Annotated in this window: 18 protein-coding genes; 7 read left to right on the top strand and 11 right to left on the bottom strand. The window is 70.8% G+C overall.

Going from position 1 to position 19300, the window contains the following annotated elements:
- Nucleotides 1–1111 precede the first annotated feature (1111 nt).
- Together ASF20_RS05470 and ASF20_RS05465 are read left to right on the top strand one after the other, a co-directional pair.
- A complete protein-coding gene (locus tag ASF20_RS05470) occupies nucleotides 1112–1780 on the top strand; it encodes a DUF2865 domain-containing protein (RefSeq protein WP_162242610.1) in 669 nt (222 codons plus the stop codon).
- Between the two features lie 86 nt (nucleotides 1781–1866).
- Nucleotides 1867–2784, top strand: coding sequence for an MBL fold metallo-hydrolase (locus tag ASF20_RS05465; protein ID WP_056221191.1), 918 nt, complete (start codon nucleotides 1867–1869; stop codon nucleotides 2782–2784).
- A 7-nt stretch (nucleotides 2785–2791) separates the two neighbouring features.
- Here ASF20_RS05465 and ASF20_RS05460 read toward each other — a convergent pair whose 3' ends face one another.
- On the bottom strand, nucleotides 2792–3571 hold the full coding sequence (locus ASF20_RS05460) for a DUF1499 domain-containing protein (protein ID WP_056221188.1): 780 nt from the start codon (nucleotides 3569–3571) through the stop codon (nucleotides 2792–2794).
- A gap of 140 nt (nucleotides 3572–3711) precedes the next feature.
- On the opposite strand from ASF20_RS05460, the gene ASF20_RS05455 reads away from it, so the two are divergent.
- Nucleotides 3712–4194 carry a MarR family transcriptional regulator gene (locus tag ASF20_RS05455; RefSeq protein ID WP_056221185.1) on the top strand — a complete coding sequence of 161 codons (483 nt, stop codon included), beginning with the start codon at nucleotides 3712–3714 and terminating at the stop codon, nucleotides 4192–4194.
- Here the strand turns inward: ASF20_RS05455 and ASF20_RS05450 are convergent.
- Both ASF20_RS05450 and ASF20_RS05445 read right to left on the bottom strand, forming a co-directional pair.
- Complete coding sequence (locus ASF20_RS05450; RefSeq protein ID WP_056271751.1) at nucleotides 4191–4919, bottom strand: HAD-IA family hydrolase; 729 nt, start codon at nucleotides 4917–4919, stop codon at nucleotides 4191–4193. The genes ASF20_RS05455 and ASF20_RS05450 overlap by 4 nt on opposite strands.
- Complete coding sequence (locus ASF20_RS05445; protein WP_056221180.1) at nucleotides 4909–5448, bottom strand: hypothetical protein; 540 nt, start codon at nucleotides 5446–5448, stop codon at nucleotides 4909–4911. Before ASF20_RS05445 ends, ASF20_RS05450 begins: the two co-directional genes overlap by 11 nt.
- A 102-nt stretch (nucleotides 5449–5550) precedes the next feature.
- Here ASF20_RS05445 and ASF20_RS05440 point away from each other — a divergent pair, with 102 nt between their 5' ends.
- From ASF20_RS05440 to ASF20_RS05430, 3 genes are all read left to right on the top strand, one after another.
- Nucleotides 5551–6948, top strand: coding sequence for an aminotransferase (locus tag ASF20_RS05440; RefSeq protein WP_056271748.1), 1398 nt, complete (start codon nucleotides 5551–5553; stop codon nucleotides 6946–6948).
- Between the two features lie 289 nt (nucleotides 6949–7237).
- Nucleotides 7238–7453, top strand: coding sequence for a hypothetical protein (locus ASF20_RS05435; RefSeq protein ID WP_056271744.1), 216 nt, complete (start codon nucleotides 7238–7240; stop codon nucleotides 7451–7453).
- 168 nt (nucleotides 7454–7621) lie between these two features.
- Entirely contained in the window at nucleotides 7622–8575 is a 954-nt protein-coding gene (locus tag ASF20_RS05430; RefSeq protein ID WP_056271741.1) for a metallophosphoesterase, read from the top strand.
- 55 nt (nucleotides 8576–8630) lie between these two features.
- Here ASF20_RS05430 and ASF20_RS25245 read toward each other — a convergent pair whose 3' ends face one another.
- The 7 genes from ASF20_RS25245 to ASF20_RS05400 all read right to left on the bottom strand — a co-directional run bounded on the left by ASF20_RS25245 (nucleotide 8631) and on the right by ASF20_RS05400 (nucleotide 17184).
- On the bottom strand, nucleotides 8631–8759 hold the full coding sequence (locus tag ASF20_RS25245) for a hypothetical protein (RefSeq protein WP_274534750.1): 129 nt from the start codon (nucleotides 8757–8759) through the stop codon (nucleotides 8631–8633).
- A gap of 113 nt (nucleotides 8760–8872) precedes the next feature.
- A complete protein-coding gene (locus tag ASF20_RS05425) occupies nucleotides 8873–10405 on the bottom strand; it encodes an acyl-CoA carboxylase subunit beta (protein ID WP_056221169.1) in 1533 nt (510 codons plus the stop codon).
- Nucleotides 10406–10521: 116 nt separating this feature from the next.
- Nucleotides 10522–11316 carry an ATP12 family protein gene (locus tag ASF20_RS05420; protein WP_056271738.1) on the bottom strand — a complete coding sequence of 265 codons (795 nt, stop codon included), beginning with the start codon at nucleotides 11314–11316 and terminating at the stop codon, nucleotides 10522–10524.
- Between the two features lie 65 nt (nucleotides 11317–11381).
- Complete coding sequence (locus ASF20_RS05415) at nucleotides 11382–12059, bottom strand: HAD-IA family hydrolase (protein ID WP_056221163.1); 678 nt, start codon at nucleotides 12057–12059, stop codon at nucleotides 11382–11384.
- Between the two features lie 630 nt (nucleotides 12060–12689).
- Nucleotides 12690–14120, bottom strand: coding sequence for an RluA family pseudouridine synthase (locus tag ASF20_RS05410; protein WP_056271736.1), 1431 nt, complete (start codon nucleotides 14118–14120; stop codon nucleotides 12690–12692).
- 90 nt (nucleotides 14121–14210) lie between these two features.
- A complete protein-coding gene (locus ASF20_RS05405; RefSeq protein ID WP_056271733.1) occupies nucleotides 14211–15458 on the bottom strand; it encodes an Hsp70 family protein in 1248 nt (415 codons plus the stop codon).
- Between the two features lie 229 nt (nucleotides 15459–15687).
- On the bottom strand, nucleotides 15688–17184 hold the full coding sequence (locus ASF20_RS05400; RefSeq protein ID WP_056271730.1) for a carboxypeptidase M32: 1497 nt from the start codon (nucleotides 17182–17184) through the stop codon (nucleotides 15688–15690).
- Nucleotides 17185–17490: 306 nt separating this feature from the next.
- On the opposite strand from ASF20_RS05400, the gene ASF20_RS05395 reads away from it, so the two are divergent.
- Nucleotides 17491–17868, top strand: coding sequence for a hypothetical protein (locus ASF20_RS05395; protein ID WP_156647974.1), 378 nt, complete (start codon nucleotides 17491–17493; stop codon nucleotides 17866–17868).
- Nucleotides 17869–17938: 70 nt separating this feature from the next.
- Here the strand turns inward: ASF20_RS05395 and ASF20_RS05390 are convergent, their stop codons facing one another.
- Nucleotides 17939–19255, bottom strand: coding sequence for a replication-associated recombination protein A (locus ASF20_RS05390; RefSeq protein ID WP_056271724.1), 1317 nt, complete (start codon nucleotides 19253–19255; stop codon nucleotides 17939–17941).
- Nucleotides 19256–19300: the final 45 nt, after the last annotated feature.

The raw sequence follows: 19300 nt of genomic DNA, 5'->3' as shown, positions 1-19300 counted from the left end.
GATGCGTTCCACTGCCGTGCGGACACCTCTGCGCCCTCCGGGGTGCCCGTGGGACGGGCCCGACCACCGGTGAGGAAGCGCGGCGCGATTCCTCGAGGGAACTGTGCTGTCGACTCGACGATCCGGAGCGCTCGACATCCCCTGTGGGGTGTTTCGACGACAGCATGGGAACTGCTGCCGGCACCCTCCCCGGTGCACACCGAGTGAAGCCGGAAAGCCTTAAACCCGAATGAAACCCTAGATAAAATCCCCGTGATGATCCGGAGAAATCTGTAGTCCGGGTTTCCATCAAAGGTTAGCTTCGAGGGAAGAGCAGTCTTAGCTGTTTGGGCGAATTGCTCGTTCTGGTCGTCCGCGCGACCCGGATGTCGCCGGTTCCGTCCGATTGCCGTGAGCCGATGTCGAAGTTTCGATGAAAGACCGCATGGCCGTAGCCTTTCCGCGACACCGGGATTGCGATCGGCGGTCGGTCCTTCACCGTGGTTTCATTGCCAACAGGGCGATCGGGCACGACGCCATCGATCACGCGACTGAGGAACATCGAGCAATATGTTTCGACGGCATGGCTGTGCGTCGTTGAAACTGCACCGCCCTGCCGGCCGTCGAAACCAGCCAGGATGCCGCCGCTCCGTCGTCACGCGCGCCCGTCTCGGTTGTTTGCCGCCGTTGCGCCGGGTCCGCGATGATGTGTACCTGATGAAGCCGTGCCCCGTGAGAGGCGGCCAAAACGATCTCAGCGACGGAAGCGGAGCCGGCGGGTATGAAGTGGCAGCGTCTCGCACCGGCCGGTACGCGACAGCAGATGATAGGGACGGCACTGGCCGGCCTTCTTCTGGGTCTCGGTGGGGTCACGGCGGGGACGACCATGGTCAGGGCCTCGGAGCGGGGGGGCCTCTTCAATTTCCTCGAGACGCTGTTCCGTGAGCCGGCCCCCCCGCCGGCGGCATCGATTCCCGCGCGCCGGCCCGGGCATTACGTCTCGCTTCCCGACGCCCGGCGGGTGAGCGCCGTGCGGCCGATGCGCCAAACGCCGCGCCCCCTCGTCGAGGCGACCGCGGCCCGACCGATCCGGATCCGGCATCCCCGAGGTCCGGCCGCGAGAAACCAGGTGGTGGCTGTGCCGGCCGCCGCGCGCACCGTATTGGGGTCCCGCACCGTCTGCGTGCGATCCTGCGACGGCTACGTCTTCCCCCTCGGACGCCTCGGGGCCCGGTCCGACCTGCCGGTTCACGAGGCCGCCTGCGCGGCGGCCTGCCCGAACACGCCGACGCGTCTCTTCACCCTGGGGGCGGGGGAGACCGAATTCGACCGCGCCGTCGGTCTCGACGGACAGCCCTACCGCAGCCTCGCCGTGGCCAACCTCTATCGGACGAAACGGGTGGAGCAGTGCAGCTGTCAGCCCGAGCAGGGCGTGGCCGCGCCGCTCTCGATTCTCCAGGACATGACCGTGCGCGCCGGCGACGTCGTCGCCACCGAGGCGAGCGCGGCCGTCGTCGTACCGGCCCGCGCCGGCGGCTTCACCGTCGTCGACTTCCGCGAGGCGCGCGGCCTGTCGCGCCGCGCGCGGCGCGACATCGATGCCAAGGTCGATGTGGTCCGCCGCGAGGCCGATGCCCGAGCCCTCCGCCAGGGTGTCCGCAGAGCCGATCGGGCGCTCCGCGTCCGGGTCGCCGCGTCCGACGGCTTCGAGCCGGTGCCGGTGCCGATCGACGTCGAGCCGCGCTTCGGTGCGGTCCGGGCGCCGACCCGGGTCGTGATGGCATCGCCCTTCGTCTATTGAATCGGCGGCCGGTCGCGTGCCGCGCGTCGTCCCTCGGCCGATGGCGGCGGAGGGGCCGGTTCGATCCCACCCGCTCAGGAGCCGCTATGAGCGAGACGCAGTCCGATCCCGACCTCGACGGATCGCCGCCTCCCAGCGGCGAGACGGTCCGGCTCTCCGCCCTGGTCCGGCGGCGGATCGCACCGAACGGCGGACCGTTCACGGCGACCGGCACCTGCAGCTACCTCGTCGGCGACGAGGCCGTCGCGATCGTCGATCCAGGCCCGGCGGACGAGGGGCACATCGCGGCGCTCGTCGCGGCCTGCGCCGGGGCCCCCGTGACGGCCATCCTGGTCACCCATACCCACCGGGATCACTCGCCGGGCGCCCGGCTGCTCCAGGCGCATACGGGCGCGCCGATCCTCGGCTGCGGTCCGCACCGGGCGGCGCGCACGCTCGGCGCGGGCGAGATCCCCCATCTCGATGCCAGCGCCGACCGGGACCACGTCCCCGACCGGCAATTGCGGATGGGCGACACCGTCGCGGGGCCAGGCTGGACCCTCGAGGCCGTGGAGACCCCGGGCCACACCATGAACCACCTCGCCTTCGCCCTGCGGGAGGAGACGGCCCTGTTCTCGGGCGACCACGTGATGGCGTGGTCGACCACCATCGTGGCGCCCCCCGATGGCGCGATGCGCGCCTACATGGAGTCCCTCGAGGCTCTGCGGGACCGTGACGAGACGATCTACTGGCCCGGCCATGGCGGACCGGTCCGCGACCCGCGCCGCTTCGTGCGCGGTCTCGCCACCCATCGCCGTCAGCGTGAGAGCGCGATCCGCGGGCGCCTGGAGGCGGGCGACCGGGACATCCGCGCCATCGTCGCGGCGATCTACCAGGGCCTGAACCCCGCCCTGCGCGGCGCGGCCGCCCTGTCGGTCTTCGCCCACCTCGAGGATCTGGTCGAGCGCGGCGTCGTGCGGAGCGACGGCCCTGCCCGGCTCGACAGCCGCTACGCACCGGCCTGACGCACCCTCACTTCACCGCGATGGCGAGATTGGCGACTTCGTCGAGATAGGCGCGGATGCGGTCGGCGTTGCTGCCGAAGTCCCGCGTGCCGAGGCGCGAGGCGGAGCGGACGTCGATGCGGGCCCCGTCCGCCCGCGGGTGGACCCGAACGGTGACGTCATCGGCGAGGTTGAGGATGGGACCGCGCGACACCGCCTCGATGCGGCCGTTCCCGACACGTCCGCCGGGGCGGATCGCCTCGACGATCTGCCAACGGCGGTTCACGGCCGCCTTGCGTGCGAGCTCGAAGGCCTCGTCGGCATCGAGGTCGAGGGTCAGCGGCGCGATCTGCGGATAGGCCGCGCGTTGCGCGGCGCGGGCGGCGGGGCCTGGATCGGGCGGATAGCGACCCTCGCGGGCAGCGAAGGCGGTGCGGGAGCGCGAGAAGGCCGGGGGATTGTCGGTGTCGGTGGTCACGTCCGCGAGCGCCGGCAGCCTCAGCGCGCGCAGGGCCGCGTAGGCCGGATAGGCGAGGACGAGGCCGGCCAGGAACAGGCCCGCCAGGGCCGCCCCGAGGCCCCGCGCGCCTTCGCGCCAGACCCGGACGAAGGCGACGAGGGCCAGGAACACCGCGACCCCCGCCAGAACGAGACCGGCGCCGAGGGTCGCCAGGGCGGGGCCCGCCTCGGCGCGCGGATCGCGCACCAGGACCAGGGCGAAGAGGCTGACGAGGAGGGCCAGCACCGCAACGGTCCGCGAGACCGGGCCGGCGCGGGTGATGGGATCTTCGTAGGGCAGACGACGCATGCTGTGACGAGATTCGCTGTCCGGACGATCCGCGGGGCCGTATGCCTGGAGCTTTACCGGTCCGCGCTCCCCGGCGCCACCCGGGCTGTGTGTCGCGAAGCTTCCGGGAGTGGCGCCGTGTCTGCTATAGCCGCCCGACGATGCCCGCGCCCCCACCCGCTCCGACACCCGCCGAGGCTGCCGATCCTCTGCGGGTCTGGTTTCGCTTCATCCGCCTCAACCGTCGGGTGACCGCCGCGATGGCCGGGGAATTGCGCGGATTGGGATTGTCCATCCCACAATTCGATGCCCTCTCCACCCTCACCGAGCGCGAGGGCATGACGCAGCAGGACCTCGCGGCGCGGCTCTACGTGACCAAGGGCAACGTCTCCGGGCTGATCGATCGTCTCGTCGAAGCTGGCCTCGTCGAGCGTCGTCCGATCCCGGGCGACCGGCGCTCGCACGCCCTCTATCTCACCCCCGCCGGAGCGGACCTCGCCACGCGCGGCATCGTCGCGCAGAAGGCGTACGTCGCCCGCACCCTGGGGCAGTTGCCGGCCCAGGACATCGCGGATTTCGAGCGCCTCGTGCTGAAGTGGCGCGATCTGGCCCGTGAGCAGCCGGTCACCGGCGAAGCGGGCTAGAGCCCGAGCAGCGCCGGCAAATCCGCAGCCGAGTCGAGGATGTAGTCGGCCAGGGGCTCCAGCTCGTCCCGGGCGGCGGCACCCAGCGGGCCGCTGAGCACCGCGATCGCGATCGCCCCGGCCGCGCGGGCCGCGACGAGGTCGTAGGGGGAATCCCCCACCATGGCGATCCGCTTCGACGGCACCCCGAGATGGTCGGCGAAGGCCGTGACCATTCCGGGCATCGGCTTGGCGCCGTGACCGGAATCATAGCCCACCACGAAGGCGCAGTGCGATGCGAGGCCGAGGGCGGCGCATTGGGCCCGCGCCGAAGCCTCGGCGTCGTTGGTGGCGATCCCGAGGGTGAAGCCGCCGGCCACGAGGCATGCGGCGAGGTCCGACGGTGCCCCGATCGGCGTCAGCGCCGCGAGGCCGGCCGCGCGGAACAACGCGTCCATCTCGCCATAAAGCGCCGGGCCGGCGGGCCGGTCCAGGACCTCGGCCCAGAGGGGGCCGTAGCCGGCCGAGGAGCCGGCGATGAGCGGCGAGGTCGGCGCGAAGCGCTGGCCGACCTCGTCGTAGTGGCTCACCCGCATGAGCGCATCCAGCCGGGACCGGTCGCCGCCCGACAGGTCGGACATCACCGAATAGGCGGCCGGCCCCCAGGTCCGGTCGAAATCGACGAGGGTCCCGTCCTTGTCGAACAGGATCCCGCGGATCGTGGTCCCGAGAATCTCAGGCCGCATCGCGGACCTTCTCGACCTCGATCACGACCCCCTGCGGGGTCATACGCTCGCGCGCCACCATGCGGTCGCCGGGCTCGAAGACGCCGAGGGCCACGTCGCGGTCGGGCAGCACCACGGTGGTGGTCCTGTTGAGATGGACGAGGACGTGGCGCTTCTGGGCCAGGGACGACACCGCCCAGCGTTTGAGCTGGCCGTAATAGGGCTCGCGCCGCCAGGCATTCGGCTGGCCCGGATCGACCTGCACGTTCATGTGGCGCGAGATCGGATCGAGGCTCAGCACCATCTTGGCGCGCTCGGGCTTCCATTCCGGGCCCATCCAGCCTTCGGTCATCCAGAGGCAGTGAAAGGCGCGGCAATGATCGGGCCGGGTCGCATGAATGGCGCAGCCCCGCCCCTGCCGGGTGTGCCGGCACCATTGCCCGGCAACGGACTCCACCGCCGGGACGTCGTAGACCTTGCAGCAGAGGGTGCAGGTTCCGCAGGCGCGGCCGGGGGCGGGTTGAGCCACAATGGTGGCGGGGTCGAGCATGGGTTCGGGTCCGGTTGCGACGTCGCGCGGGTTTCTACGGCGGGCGCCCCTCGTTACAGTCTCGCACCCATGTCGGCCATCGGCCAACCGTCAGGCAAAACTATGCTCTCGAACCTCGCGACCCGCGACGTCGAAACCCTGATCCATCCCTACACCAACCTGGAGACCTTTCGCGAGACGGGGCCGCTCGTCATCGAGCGCGGCCACGGCGTGTGGGTCTACGACAGCGACGGCCGACCCTATCTCGAGGGCATGGCCGGCCTGTGGTGCACGGCGCTGGGCTATTCCAACGAGGAATTGGTGGAGGCGGCCAGCGAGCAGATGGCGCGCTTGCCCTTCACGCACCTCTTTTCGGGGCGGAGCCACGACCCGGCGATCGAATTGGCCGAGACCTTGAAGGAGCTCATGCCGGTTCCGACCTCGAAGATCTTCTTCACCTCGTCGGGTTCGGAAGCCAACGACACGCAGGTCAAGCTGACCTGGTACATGAACAATGCGCTGGGCCGACCCCGCAAGAAGAAGATCCTCTCGCACATCAAGGGCTACCACGGGGTCACGGTGGCCACGGCCTCGATGACGGGCCTGCCCGCCAACCACGCCGACTGGGACCTGCCGCTGCCGGGTTTCCTGCATGTGGGCTGCCCGCACCATTATCGCTTCGGGCAGGAGGGGGAGAGCGAAGAGGCCTTCACCACCCGCCTCGCCGCCGAGCTGGAGGCGGTGATCCTCCGCGAGGGCCCCGAGACCGTCGCAGCCTTCGTGGCCGAGCCGGTGCTCGGCGCCGGCGGGGCCATCCTCCCGCCCGTGGGCTATTACGCCAAGATCCAGGCCGTGCTCGACCGGCACGACGTACGCTTCATCGCCGACGAGGTGATCTGCGGTTTCGGGCGGCTCGGGACCTGGTTCGGATCCGAGGCGATGGGGATGCGGCCCGACAGCCTGTCCTTCGCCAAGGCGCTCACCTCCGGCTACCTGCCGCTCGGCGGCATCTCCGTCGATGAGCCGCTCTACCGTCTGATGGTGCAGCAGAGCGCAAAGCTCGGGACCTTCGGACACGGCACCACCTATTCGGGGCACCCCGTCGCCTGCGCCGTCGCCCTCAAGACCATCGCGATCTACAAGCGCGACCGCATCGTCGAGGGGGTCGCCGAGAAGGCGCCGCAGTTCCAGGCGCGCCTGGCGGCGCTGGGCGATCACCCCCTCGTCGGGGAGGCACGCGGCATCGGGCTCATCGGCGGCATCGAGCTCGTGGCGGACAAGGCGTCCCGCCGGCAATACGAGCCGAAGGCCGGCGTGGCGGCGCGGGTGGTCGCCTTCGCCCAGGCCGAAGGGCTGATCGTACGGTTCCTCGCCGGGGACCGCGTCGCGGTTTGCCCGCCCCTGGTGATCGCGCCCTCCGAGATCGACACCCTGTTCGACCGCCTGACGCGAGCCCTCGACCGGACTTCGGCCTGGATCGCGGAGCAGAAGCTCGAAGCCGCTCCGCGTCCCGTGGCTTGACCAGCAAGATTGCACCGCGAAGGTATTCTTCGCAGTGCATGATGTCTTTTGCGCTGCAAGCGCGGCCCTGCTTAAGTGTTCTCGAGATGGGACGCGCGGTCGATTTGGGCTTTGGTCAAGGGATCGTGAGAGCCTTAAGCTTTCATTCAGGTTGGCGGCGGCTCTATGATTGTCACGTCGCTCGATCGGCGTCCGGGTGAAACCAAACGGTGCCCGCGAGACGTTCATGGCTCAAGATTAGGCACGAGAACCTGACAGAGCCTGTCGAGCACAACAGGACACCCGTTACATGCACCCGCGCCCACAGACTTCAGGCACCGCTCGACGTTCCGACCGCTCCACCATCATCGTCGATCATCAGGCTGAGACGTTCCGGCCCGTCGCACTTCCGGCCCTGGCAGCGGCCGTACAGGCCGTGTCCAAGGCGCAGAAGTCGGCTCGGACGGGGCTCCTGAGCGGCACCCGCTCCGCGCGCTTCGAGCACGAGGACACGCCACTGTCCTGACGTCTCGACGGTGGGTTGCGTCGAGGGGCGCGAGTCCACCCCTGCGGTAGTCCTTCCTCAACGCCTCGGGCCTAACGGTCACGCTGAGCGCGGCACGCTCCTCGCTTTCGTCATCTTTTGTGGCGAGAGGGACGCGCCGCGTCCTTCGCGCGACCGAGGAGCCTGACCATGCTGATCCTGCCGAGCCGCCGGCAGTTCCTGACCGGGCTCGGGGCGAGTGCGGGTGTCGTCGGGTCGACGGGTGTCTACGCCTTCGGCATCGAGCCGCTCTACCGTCTCGTGGTCACGCCTTACGCCCCCGTCCTTCCGAACTGGACACCCGGCCTGTCGCTGCGCGTGGCCGTGCTGGCCGACTTCCATGTCGGCGAGCCGTTCATGCCCCTCGACCGGATCGCCGAGATCGTCGACACCACGAACGCGCTGAAGCCCGATCTCATCCTGATGCTGGGGGACTACCCGGCCGGACCGAGCGTCACCTACCGAAAGATCCCGCTGCCGGAATTCGCCCGGGTGGTGTCGGCGCTCCGCGCCCCGCTCGGGGTCTACTCGATCCTCGGCAACCACGATTGGTGGGACGACAAGCAGGCGCAGGCGCGCCGCGACGGGCCCGTGGAAGCGCAGCGGGCGCTGGAGAATGTCGGGATTCCCGTCATGGAGAACGACGTTCTGCGTCTCGTGAAGGACGGCAAGCCGTTCTGGATCGCGGGCGTCGGCGACCAGATTCCGTTCCTCTTGGAAGATGACGAGGGCGGGCGCGACGACCTGCCGGGCACGCTCGCGAAGATCACCGACTCCGCGCCCGTCCTTCTGATGATCCACGAGCCGGACCTGTTCCTCGACGTGCCGGACCGCGTGTCCCTGACCCTCGCGGGCCACACCCATGGCGGTCAGGTTCGCCTCTTCGGCTATTCGCCGGCCATTGCGGCGATCCACGGCAACAACGATTTCGCCTACGGCCATGTGGTCCGGAAAGGCCGCCAGATGATCATCTCGGGGGGGTTCGGCGTGAGCCGCATTCCGGTGCGCCTGGGGGTCCCCCCGGAGATCGTCCTGTTGAATCTCGGAAGCGCGTCCGATCCGGCGGGCAAGACCGTTCAGGGACCCGGGCTCATCCAGGGCTGACGCGCCTCGAGGGCACCCCGGCGCGGGCTCGGGCCCGCACCGGTGCCCTGCGGGCCTACTTCTTGCCGGCCTTCGGTGCCGCGACCACCGTGCCCTTGGTCGAGGGCGCCGCCGCGATCGTCTTCGTCACGGGCTTCTTGGGCTTCTTCGCCTCGCGACTTCCGCGCTTCTGTTCCGCCGCCATGACCTGTCTCCTTCCGATTGTGGTTGGGGGATCATGGCAGCCTTCCGGGAATAGGCCACCGGAATGTTGCGCGACGCCGGCCCGGCGAGGCGCCGGGCCGGTGGTCCCCGCCCTCAGAGCGGGATGTTGTCGTGCTTCTTCCAGGGCTGCTCCATCTCCTTGGTGCGCAGCATGCTGAGGGCCCGGGCGACGCGCTTGCGCGTCGAGTGGGGCATGATCACCTCGTCGATGTAGCCGCGCTCGGCGGCCACGAACGGCGAGAGGAAGCGGTCCTCGTACTCGCGGGTGCGCTCGGCGATCTTCTCGGCATCGCCGATCTCGCTGCGGAAGATGATCTCCACGGCGCCCTTGGCGCCCATCACGGCGATCTGCGCGGTGGGCCAGGCGTAGTTGAGGTCGGCGCCGACGTGCTTGGACGCCATCACGTCGTAGGCCCCGCCGAAGGCCTTGCGGGTGATGATGGTCACCAGGGGCACCGTCGCCTGCGAATAGGCGAAGAGCAGCTTGGCGCCATGCTTGATCAGGCCGCCGTATTCCTGCGCGGTGCCCGGCAGGAAGCCCGGCACGTCGACGAAGGTGACGATCGGGATCGAGAAGGCATCGCAGAAGCGCACGAAGCGGGCCGCCTTGCGGGAGGCGTCCGAATCGAGCACGCCGGCCAGCACCATCGGCTGGTTCGCCACGAAGCCGACGGTGCGGCCCTCGATGCGTCCGAAGCCCGTCATGATGTTGCGGGCGTAGGTCGCCTGGATCTCGAAGAAGTCGCCCTCGTCGGCCACGCGCCGGATCAGCTCGCCCATGTCGTAGGGCTTGTTCGGGTTGTCCGGGATCAGCGTGTCGAGGCTCATGTCGAGGCGCAGCGGATCGTCGAAGCTCTCGATCTCCGGCACGCCGTCGATGTTGTTGGCGGGCAGGAAGTCGACGAGGCGGCGGACCTGCAGGAGCGCCTCGACGTCGTTCTCGAAGGAGCCGTCGGCGATGGAGGACTTGGTGGTGTGGACCTTGGCGCCGCCGAGCTCCTCGGCCGTCACGACTTCGTTGGTGACCGTCTTCACCACGTCGGGCCCGGTCACGAACATGTAGCTCGTGTCGCGCACCATGAAGATGAAGTCGGTCATGGCCGGCGAGTAGACGTCGCCGCCCGCGCAGGGGCCCATGATCACCGAGATCTGCGGGATGACGCCCGAGGCGGCGACGTTGCGGCGGAAGACCTCGCCGTAGCCGCCCAGCGCCGCGACGCCTTCCTGGATGCGGGCCCCACCGGCATCGAAGATGCCGATGATCGGCGCGCGCATCTTCAGCGCCATGTCCTGGACCTTGACGATCTTGGCCGCGTGCGCCTCGGACAGGGAGCCGCCGAACACCGTGAAGTCCTTCGAGAACAGGAAGACCGTGCGGCCGTTGATGGTGCCCCAGCCCGTGACCACGCCGTCGCCGGGGATCTTCTGCTTCTCCATGCCGAAATCGGTGGAGCGATGCTGGACGAACATGTCGAACTCCTCGAACGACCCGTGGTCGAGGAGGAGCTCGATGCGCTCGCGCGCGGTCAGCTTGCCGCGCTTGTGCTGGGCCACGACGCGGTTCTCGCCGCCGCCGAGGCGGGCCTGGGCGCGCCGCTCTTCCAGCTTCTCGAGAATGTCCTTCATGCGCGCTCGGCCCTGGTTGGAGAGATGAGGTCGCGTCCCGCACGAACTTGAGCGGTAACCTTGGCGGTCGCGATTTGAACCGGCCTTAGCACGCGGCGCTTTCCGCGAAAATCGATTTAACGGCTCAATTGTGCCAGCCGGGCCGCGGCCTCGAACTCGGCTTGCCGAAGGGCGTGACGCGCCTCAGCCTCCGCGTCACGGCCCCAGACGCTCGCCTGATAGGTCTCGTCCACATGGGCCGCCGCCCAGGCTTCGGCCGGACTGGCCTGCCCGCGCAACACCGCGAGGGCGAGGACGAGCGATCCGGTCAGCGTCGTCAACGTGTGAAGGGCGGCCAACCGGAACGGGCCTTCGGTTTCGCCGATCGCCCGGCGCAGCGCCACCACGGTGGTATCCGGTTGGGTGACGTGCATGACGCCTTCGCCGAGGATGAAGCGGGCGCCGAGATCGCTGTGCGCCCAGTCGAGGATCGGGTCCCAGGCCTCGGCCTGGGCGCGCACGAGACGCGCCGGATCGCCGGCGCGGTAGGCCAGCAGGTCGGTGCCCGCATAAGCCGAGAGGTCGTCCACCACGGCCTCGCGGCGCGGCGCGACCCCGTCGATGGCGGTGTTGGCGAGGCGCGTCAGCGGCATGGTGGCGGGGTCGATGACCGCGACCTGCGCCGCCCATTCGGCGGCCACGGCCTCCGCGAGGGCGCGCGTCGGCAGGGCGAGAGGATTGCGGGCCGGCGTGTTCGCCGGGCGCCCGTCGAGGGTCAGCCGGAAGCCGTCGCCGTGCGCGGCGAGGCCGGCCTGTCCGTAGAACCGTTTCGGCAGGGCGGGCTTGCCGGGGCCGCGTGCCGCACGGGTCGGATCGGGCTGGGTGGGGTGTTCAGGCTCGCCGAGCCAATCGGGTTTGGAATCGTCGCTCATGGTCCTGCAGATAGGGCATCGCGGCGCAGGCTGCGAGACACGGCGTCTCGCGTCTGGCGCCGGGGTCAGGCCTGGGCCGCCGCCCGTGCGCGCGGATCCCCGGAAAAGAGGGCCCCGAGATCATCCGCGGTGTCGACGACGATGGAAGCGCCGGCACCGAACAGCGCCCCGACGGGATGGTAGCCCCAGGCCACGCCTACGGCCGCGGCACCGGCACTGACCGCCATCGTCATGTCGTAGGTGGTGTCGCCGATCATCACGGTGGCGTCCGGCGCGGCCCCGGTCTCCGCCATGGCCTGGAGCAGCATGGCGGGGTCGGGCTTGGAGGGCGCGTCGTCGGCGCTCTGGGTCGTGGCGAACCATCCCCGCCAGCCATGGGTCTCGATCAGGCGATCGACCCCGCGCCGCGCTTTTCCGGTGGCGATCCCGAGTTGCACGTCGTCGCGGGCATGGAGGCGTGTGAGCAGCGCCTCCATGCCGGGGAACAAGGGCTCCTCGTAGTTCGGGTCGAGGCGCAGGATGTTGAAGGCGCGCTTGTAGCTCTCGGATAACCCCTCGATCGGGCCGTCGTCACCGACGAGGCGCCGGAAGGCCTGCGGCAGGGACAACCCCACCACCGAGAGCGAGTCCGTACGGCTCGGCGCCGTCAGGCCATGCTCGGCAAAGGCCATGCCCTGCGCGGCCACGATGAGGTGCTGGCTGTCGACGAGGGTTCCGTCGACGTCGAAGACGATGAGCTTCACGGATTCGGGCTCGTGCTGCGAACGGCGTTCCTCACGGCTGCCGCGGGCCCTGGGTCTGACCGTTCCGGGGGCGATCGTAGCCGAGCTTGCACCGGACGAGGAACCGGCGCCGGGCTCCGCCGCGCAGGCCGCGCGTGTGCGAGATCCGGTTGCAGGCGGCGTAGGACCGCCGCCGGGGCCGGCCGACCTGTGCCGCGCCACGCCCTCCGGCCGTACCGACCGCCTGACTGGCTCCCGCCGGCCGTGATCCCTGCCCCTGTGCGCCCGGTCCCTGAGGCGGGACGGCCGGTGCCGCTTGTGGCTGCGGTCCTGAATTCTGCGGCGTCGCCGGCGTCTGCGGCTGCGCCCTTGTCTGGGTCTGGGCCGGTGGAGTCGCCTGCGCCGTCGCGGCGGTGCTGAGCGTGCTGCCCGCGCCGATCGCCGCGAGTGCCAGGAGTGCGAAGCCGATCGCCGGCGTCAGGATCGTGTCTCGATGCATCGTGGCGCGACGGTCCTTGGCCGGTGGCAACGCGCCCGCCGGGATGGATGGGGAGGATAAGGCATGGCGGGCGCTTGCCAAGGTGCAGCCGTGGCGCCCTCCCGCCTCGTCCTCCGGCGAGGTGCCGCACCTCCCGAGCGCGGGAGGGGGCGTCAGGCTTCCGGCGCCTCCACGATGGGATCGTAGCGGGATGCGTCGAACCCGAGCAGGTTCCAGCTCTGCGCCATATGCGGCGGAAGCGGGGCCGTGACGTCCACGGGCTGTCCCGTCCGGGGATGCGGGATCACGATCCGTCGGGCGAGGAGATGCAGCCGATTCTGGATGCCGCCGGGCAGCTCCCAGTTCTCGATGCTGAAGTATTTCGGGTCGCCCACGATGGGATGCCCGATATGGGCGGCGTGCGCGCGCAACTGATGGGTGCGCCCGGTCACCGGCTTCAGCGACAGCCACGACAGCTTCTGGGCCGCGTTGTCGACCATGGCGTAATACGTCAGGGCGTGCGCGGCGCCCTCGTCGCCGTGCTTGGCCACCCGCATGCGCGCATCCGCGTCCGTGGGCTCCTCCTTGGCGAGGTAGGTCGAGATCCGGCCCTGCGCCACCCGCGGCACGCCGGCGGTGAGGGCCCAGTAGACCTTCCGGGCCGAGCGCGAACGGAAGCTCTTGGCCAGGGTCGCGGCGGCCAGCCGCGTCTTGGCCACGATGAGGCAACCCGCGGTGTCCTTGTCGAGGCGGTGGACGAGGCGCGGCTTCTGCCCGTCCTTGCCCGTCAGTGCCTCCAGGAGGCCATCCACGTGCCGCACGGTGCCGGAGCCGCCCTGGACCGCAAGGCCGAAGGGCTTGTTCAGGATCATCATCTCGGCATCCTCGTAGAGGATGAGCGAGCGGATGAAGTCGGCGTCCGTGGCGTCCTTCGCGGCCGAGCGGGGACGCTCGCCCTGGGCCTCGAGCTTGAGCGGCGGCACGCGCACACTCATGCCCGGATCGAGCCGATCGTTGGGCTTGGCGCGTTTGCCGTCGACCCGGAGCTCGCCCTTGCGCACGATGCTCTGGACGCGCGTGAAGGGAAGCTGGGGAAAACGCGTGGTCAGGAAGCGGTCGATCCGCATCCCGGCCTCGTCCTCCTCCACCGTGAGGGTCTGGACGCCGGAGGCCAGGGTGGCGGAGGCGGCCGCGCGCTGCTCGCGCCGGGTCGGTCCCTCCGGCGCCGGTGCGGTCTCACGCGAGGCCGCGCCCGGGCGACGCGCCGGCGCGGGACCGGCCGGCGCCGGTCGCTCGGCGCGGGTGCGCGGCGCCCGCCGGGGGGCTTCGGTCACGGTCTCGAAGCCGTCCTGGGGGCCGGCCTCGCGGTCGCTCGCCTCCTGGCCGGGGCGCCAGGGGGCGTGCTTGGCCGCGGCATCGCCGCGCCCTTGCGCCGCGCGCTGGGCGGCATCGAGGGCGCTGGTGCGCGGCCCCGTGCGCTCGCGGTCCGGCCGCCGGAAGGCACCCGGTTTGCCCGGCCGGGGGGAGCGGCCGGGCGGTGCGCCGCGGCCCGTGCCGGCGCCCTTGCGCCCGGAGCCGCCGCGTGAAGGTGGTCGTGTGGTCATGGCCTGCTCGTAACACCCACGGGCGCCACGACAAAGGGCACACGGAGCGTGTCGCCCGACCGGGTCGATCTTTCTGGGCTCCGATCGGCCTCAGGCCGCACGCCGGGCCGCCTCGAGGGTCAACCCGGTGCCCACGGAGCCGAAGGTGTCGCCATCGACCACGCGGGCGTTCGGGACGCCGGCGGTCAGGGCGGCGCGGACATGGGGCAAGCCGGTGGAGCCCCCGGTGAGGAACAGGGCGTCGATCCGGTCGGCCGTGAGGCCGGCTTGCGCGAGGCATCGGTCGATCCGCTCGGCGATCCGCCGCGCGAGTTCGTCCGTATGGACGACGAGGCCCTGCCGGTCGATCTCGGCCTCAAGCCCCGCCTCGACCCAGTCCAGGGCGATCCTGCCCTGACCGGCCTCCGAGGTCGCGATCTTGGCGCCTTCCACCTCCATCGCCAGGGAATGCCCGCGCTCGGCTTCGACGACGGTGTGGAGCCGCGCCAGCAGGTCGGGACGCTGCGCGTCGCGGCGGACCTCCTCGATCTCGCGCAGGGTCTTGGCGTTGTAGAGCCGGTTGATGCTCGACCAGGTGGCGAGGTCGTGGAAATAGCCCGTGGGAACATCGATATCGCCCCGCGTCATCGGGCTGCCGAGGCCGAGCAGCGGCATCACCGTGCCGAGGCTCAGCCGGCGGTCGAAGTCGGTCCCGCCGATGCGCACCCCGTCATTGGCCAGGATATCGCTGCTGCGATCGGGCTGCGCATGCCGCTCCGGCGAGAGGCGCACGATGGAGAAGTCCGAGGTGCCGCCGCCGATATCCGCGATGAGGGCGATCTCCTCCGCGCGGACCTGCTGCTCGTAATCGAGGGCGGCCGCGATCGGCTCGAACTGGAACGAGACGTGGCGGAAGCCGATGCTGGTGGCGATCGCGCGCAGGGCCTCCTCGGCGCGGGCATCGCCCTCCGGATCGCCGTCGACGAAGTGAACCGGGCGGCCGTGGACCACGGTATCGAGGACGCGGCCGGTCTCGGTCTCCGCCCGCGTCTTCACGGCCGCGAGGTAGCGGGCGATGACGTCGCGGAACCTGATGCGCTCGCGCCCGACGGGGGTCGTCTCCTCCAGGAGGGACGAGCCCAGCACCGACTTGAGGCTTCGCATCAACCGGCCCGGCGTTCCCTCGAGGTACTCGGCCATGGCGGCCCGCCCGACGAAGGGCGCCTGCCCCGGCGGAAAGAAGATCGCGCTGGGGATCGTGACGTGGCGCCCCTCCAGGGGCACGAGCTGCGGGCGCTGTCCGGTGACGAGGCCAAGGGTGGTGTTCGAGGTGCCGAAATCGAGGCCGCAGGCCGCCATGAGGATCTCCGGACGTCAGGTCCGCTGGTGGAGGGGCCGCCGGCCTACAGGCTGACCCGCGTCCGGTCCACCGTCCGTGAACCCGAAACGACGGACCGCGCCCGCGCGAGGCGGTCGGCGAACCGAGCCGGGCGGCGGTTTCGGCGACGGCCTCGCCGCGCGCCGGTGCACTTCGGCCGCCGCCGCGAGCCCCGCGCGGACAGGGCGGCGATCGCCCGGCGCAGGCGTCTCAGCCCTCTCCGAGATACCGGAGCCGCAGGTGAGCCATGAAGTCCTCCGCGCCGAGGGGTTTGCCGGTGGCGGCGACGAGCAGGTCGTCGGTCTCGAGCAGGGAGCCGCGGGCGTGGACGGCCTCGCGCAGCCATCCGCGCAGGGCCGTGAAATCACCCCTGGTCAGATCGGACGGCAGGCCCGGCCTCTGGTCTCGAGCCGCGCGGAACAGCTGCGCCGCCGCCATCGCGCCGAGGGTGTAGGTCGGGAAGTAGCCGAAGCTTCCGCTCGGCCAGTGGATGTCCTGCAGGCAGCCCAGCCGATCATCGGGGACGGTGAGGCCGAGGAGATCGCGCAGGCCGTCGTTGAAGGCGCCCGGCAGGTCGGCGAGCGCCAGATCGCCCGCGATCATCGCGGTCTCGAGTTCGTAGCGCAGGAGGATGTGGGCCGGATAGGTCACCTCGTCCGCATCGACCCGGATGAAGCCCGGCGCCACGCGCGTGTAGCACCGGTAGAGGTTCTGCGTGCTCCAGGCGGGTCCCTCCCCGCCGAAGGCCTCCGCCAGGATCGGCGCGAGATAGGCGCAGAACTCACCCGAGCGACAGGCCTGCATCTCCACCAGCAGCGACTGGCTCTCGTGCAGGGTCATGCCGCGGGCCGTCCCCACCGGCTGGTGATGCCACGCGGCCGGCAGGCCCTGTTCGTAGAGGGCGTGGCCGGTCTCGTGCAGCACGCCCATCAGGGCGCCGGTGGCATCGGCGGCATCGTAGCGGGTGGTGATCCGCACATCGTCGGTGGCGCCGCCGCAGAAGGGGTGGAGACTGACGTCGAGCCGGCCCCGCTCGAAATCGAAGCCGACGGCGCGCATCAGCCGTTCCCCGATCGCCTTCTGCGCCTCCACCGGGAACGGGCCGGTCAGGGGCAGCGGGGCCGGCTCCCGCGCCTGACGCGCCTGAACCGCCGCGATCAGATCCGGCAACGCAGCGCGCAGGTGGGCGAACACCGGATCGATCGTGGCGCGGCGCATCCCGGGATCGTAGCCGTCGAGGAGGGCGTCGTACGGATCGAGGCCGAGGGCGGACCCCTTCGCCGCGCCGACCTCCCGCTGCAGGCGCAGGGTCTCGCCCAGGGCCGGCGCCAGCATGGCGAAATCGGCGCGCGCCCGCGCCTCCCGCCAGATCATCCCCGACTGGGACGACGCCTTCGAGCTCGCCGCCACGAGATCGGCCGGAACCGCGGCGGCATGCAGATAGGCCCGGCGCATCTCCCGCAGGTTCGCCCGTTCCCACGGCCCGAGGCTCGCGACGTCGTCGAGGGACCGGGCGATCAGGTCGCCGGTCTCCGGGGCCGTCAGGATCTCGTGGCCGATGACCGCGAGCTGGGCGAGCTGCTCGGCCCGCATGTCGGCCGCACCCGCGGGCATCAGCGTCTGGCGGTCCCAATGGAGAAGCCCCGCGGCGTCCCCGAGGGCGCCGAGGCGCGCGAAGCGGGCGGAGAGGATCGGATAGGTCTGCATGCTGGCTCGAAGGGTCCTGCTGGGTCGTGGCCGGGGCACGGAGCGTGACCGAGGACCGCTGGGACGTCGGTCCGGGGTGTCACGCACCCGGCGGCGCGGCGAGACCGGAGGCGCGAATCCCACCATGGCGGCCACCCGGTTGCAAGGCCGGGCCGCGCGATCGCGCAGCTCCGGCGCCTCGCGCCGAGCCGAGACGTCGGACGCCCCGCAAGACTGGCCGCCGGCCCGGCCAGACCAGATCTGCCCCGGCCTGGGCAGTTAAGACGGCGTTAGCGGACTCGGTCCAGTTTGAGCGACATGGAACCCGTGCTTGTCCCGCTCAGCGACGACTCCGCCGCCTTCGATTTCAGCGCATTCCCGCTGGCGCCGAGCGGCGCGGCGCCCGCGACCTCCCGGGCGGCGGCTCTCCCGGACGTGCCCGCCCGGATGCTGGCCGGAACGTCGGCCGGCTCACGGCCCCATTCCCTCCACCGGACGCTGCTTCCCTGGATCGGCGGTCAGGTCGCTGCGGCCATCGGTCTCGGCACCTGCCTCGCGCAGGCGATGCCGCCCGTCTCCGCCAAGCCGCTGCCCACCGACGAGATGGCCTTCGCCCTGCGCGTCGGCGATCCGGCGGAGTTCACGGGGTCGGTCCCGAGTGCGATCCGGGACGGCTTTCATCTGCGCCTCGTCTCGAGCGACTAGATTCCCCTCGTCTGCCTGAGGCAGCGGGCGCGCGACGCGTCGCGGACTTTCGACGGAGGAGACGCGGGCTTCAGTCCTCGTCGGCGCGTCGCTGCCGGCGCAGGGCTTCCCAATGGGCCAATCGCTCGGTGTAGCGCTGCTCCATGCCGCGATCCGTGGGCGCGTAGAAGTGCTGGCGTCCGAGCTTTTCCGGCCAGTAATCCTGGCCCGAGAAGGCGTCGGGCTCGTCGTGGTCGTAGCGATACCCCTCGCCGTAGCCGATCTTGCGCATCAGCTTCGTGGAGCCGTTGAGAATGGTGCGGGGCGGTGGCAGCGAGCCGTGCGCCTTCGCCACCCGCGTGGCGGCCTTGTAGGCCTCGTAGACCGCGTTCGATTTCGGCGCGCAGGCTAGGTAGACCGTGACCTGGGCCAGGGCCAATTCCCCCTCCGGCGAGCCGAGGAAGTCGAAGGCGTCCTTGGCGGCGGTGGCCACCACGAGGGCCTGCGGGTCGGCAAGCCCGATATCCTCCACCGCCATGCGCACGAGGCGGCGGGCGATGAAGAGGCGGTCCTCGCCGCCGTCGAGCATCCGGCAGAGATAGTAGAGCGCAGCGTCCGGGTCGGAGCCGCGCACGGTCTTATGCAGGGCGCTGATGAGGTTGTAGTGCCCCTCCTGCGACTTGTCGTAGATCGGCGCGCGGCGCTGGATGATCGCCTGCAGCTGCTCCGCGTCGAAGGTCTCGCCCGGCTTGGCCGAGCGCCAGACCTCCTCGGCGAGGGTCAGCGCGGCGCGCCCGTCCCCGTCGGCCATGCGGACCAGGACCCCGCGGGCCTCCGCGTCCAGGGGAAGCGGCTGGCCGGTCAGCGCCTCCGCCCGCACCAGCAGCTTGGCGACGGCTGCGTCGTCGAGCGCCCGGAAGAGGAGGACGCGGGCGCGGGACAGGAGGGCGGCGTTCAGCTCGAAGGACGGGTTCTCCGTGGTGGCGCCGACCAGCGTCACCGTGCCGTCCTCCATCACGGGCAGGAAGGCGTCGAGCTGCGCCCGGTTGAAGCGGTGGATCTCGTCCACGAAGAGCAGGGTGCCCCGCCCCATGGCCCGGCGCCCGCGCGCCGCGTCGAACACCTTCCGGAGTTCGGCGATGCCGGAGAAGATCGCCGAGATCTGCTCGAAATGCAGGTCGGTCTCGTGCGCCAGGAGCCGCGCCACGGTGGTCTTGCCGGTGCCCGGAGGTCCCCAGAACACCAGCGAGCCGAAGGAGCGGGCATTGAGGAGGCGGGTCAGGGCCCCGTCGGGGCCGGTCAGGTGCTCCTGTCCCACCACCTCCGCCAGGGCTTTCGGACGCAGGGCATCCGCGAGGGGACGGGGGGCGGTGTTGGCCAAGCCGGCGGAGGCGAACAGGTCGGACATCGGCGCATCAAAGACGCGGGTGTCCGCCGCCCGCAACCGGGAAAA

Source organism: Methylobacterium sp. Leaf88, assembly GCF_001422795.1.
Lineage (GTDB): Bacteria > Pseudomonadota > Alphaproteobacteria > Rhizobiales > Beijerinckiaceae > Methylobacterium.
The sequence above is the reverse complement of the archived record's forward strand: the minus strand, read 5'-3'. Positions and strand labels throughout refer to the sequence as shown.